This window comes from Mesorhizobium sp. B1-1-5, assembly GCF_006443065.1.
Taxonomy (GTDB): Bacteria; Pseudomonadota; Alphaproteobacteria; order Rhizobiales; family Rhizobiaceae; genus Mesorhizobium.
On record NZ_VFWS01000388.1, the window covers coordinates 1 to 1,397 of the forward strand.

2 protein-coding genes are annotated in these 1,397 nt (G+C 66.6%); both read right to left on the minus strand.

The window, feature by feature from the left end:
* Positions 1–143: Lrp/AsnC family transcriptional regulator (locus FJ980_RS35895; protein ID WP_140547442.1), on the minus strand; the 143-nt coding region annotated here is incomplete at its 3' end.
* Positions 144–268: 125 nt separating this feature from the next.
* Positions 269–1,141, minus strand: coding sequence for a LysR substrate-binding domain-containing protein (locus FJ980_RS31660; protein WP_140547443.1), 873 nt, complete (start codon positions 1,139–1,141; stop codon positions 269–271).
* Between the last annotated feature and the right edge of the window lie 256 nt (positions 1,142–1,397).

Below are 1,397 nucleotides of genomic sequence, written 5' to 3' on the forward strand. Positions count from 1 at the left end.
CGGGCGAGCAGGGTGCGCAGCCGCGTGCGCACCGTCGGCACCGAGATCGCCAGAATCTCGGCGAGGCGGTTGATGCCCGGCTGTGCGTCCTGCGACAGCTGTTTGACCAGCCGCCGATCGGTCAGATCGAGATGTTCCCGCAAGTCCCCCGTCTTTCATAAAACGAAAAAAGCTAGGCGATTTTTTTGCCTATGTGCAAACAAGCTATTTCATGGATTCGTTAAAGGCAAGGCATGATTCCACGCGAATTCAGCATGTGGCGGCGGCTTCACACCAGCGCGGCCACCAGCAGCTTGGCTTGCGGCGTCAACGTGTCGAAGCGGCGGGCGCAGAGATTGAGCTGGCGGGTTCCCCAGTCGTCCGTCAGCCGCAGGCTGCGCAGGCTGGGCGCCGAGCGGCGCACGATGCTTTCCGGCACGATGGCGACGCCCGCGCCCTGGGCCACCAGCCTGCAGACATTATCGAGGCCGGGCACGCGGATGCGAAAATGCAGATGACCGCCAAGGCGCGCGGCCTGGCGGGAGATGTGCTCCTGCAAGGGATGGCCGGCGCTCAGGCCGACAAAGGTTTCACCGAGAATGTCGGCGAGGCCGGTCGCGCGGCCTTCGAGGCCGGGGCGGTTGCGCGCGGCGATCACCACCAGCCTATCGACGAAGAACGATTTCTGCTCGAGATGCGAAAGGCCGGCCCAGGTCGCAGCAATGCCAAGATCGGCGGCGCCGCTGGCCACCGCCTCGGCGATCTCGTGGCTGGGGCGCTCATCGAGCTCTATGTCGATGCCGGGATGCGCGACCAGAAAGGCCGGCAGCTTGTCGCGCAGAAGCTCGCTGGTGGCGGCCGTGTTGGCGAGCAGGCGGACCCGCGCGCGCAGTCCGGTGGCATAGGCGCCGAGCTCGCCGGCCATCGCCTCGATCTGGTTCTGCACCGCGCGCGCGTGGTGCAGCAGTGCCTGGCCGGCGGCGGTCGGCACCACGCCGCGCCGGCGGCGCTCCAGCAGCGGCGCGCCGAGCCTGTCCTCCATGCCCTTGATGCGGGCGCTGGCCGAGGCCAGCGCGAGGCCCGCGAGCTCGGCGCCATGGGTGATGCTGCCGCGCTCGGCAACCAGCAGGAACATTCGGAGATCGACGAGGTCGAAGTGCATTTTTTCCTCCCGCAAGACAGCCCGGGCGATGGCCGCTATCACGCGATCGATGGCGCAGCGGGCCGACCGGCTTGCGGCACCAGCCTTCGCCTCAGCCGAAGGCTGGTGCCGCAATTTCCACATTGTGGGTGACGGCGAATTTCGTCAAACAGTTTCGGTGGAGGTCCATGATGAGAAAACCAGCATCGAACCGGCAAGGGCTCGGCATCGCTGAAAGCGCGGCGATGCTGCTGGCGGTTGCCGTCGCACTTCTGGC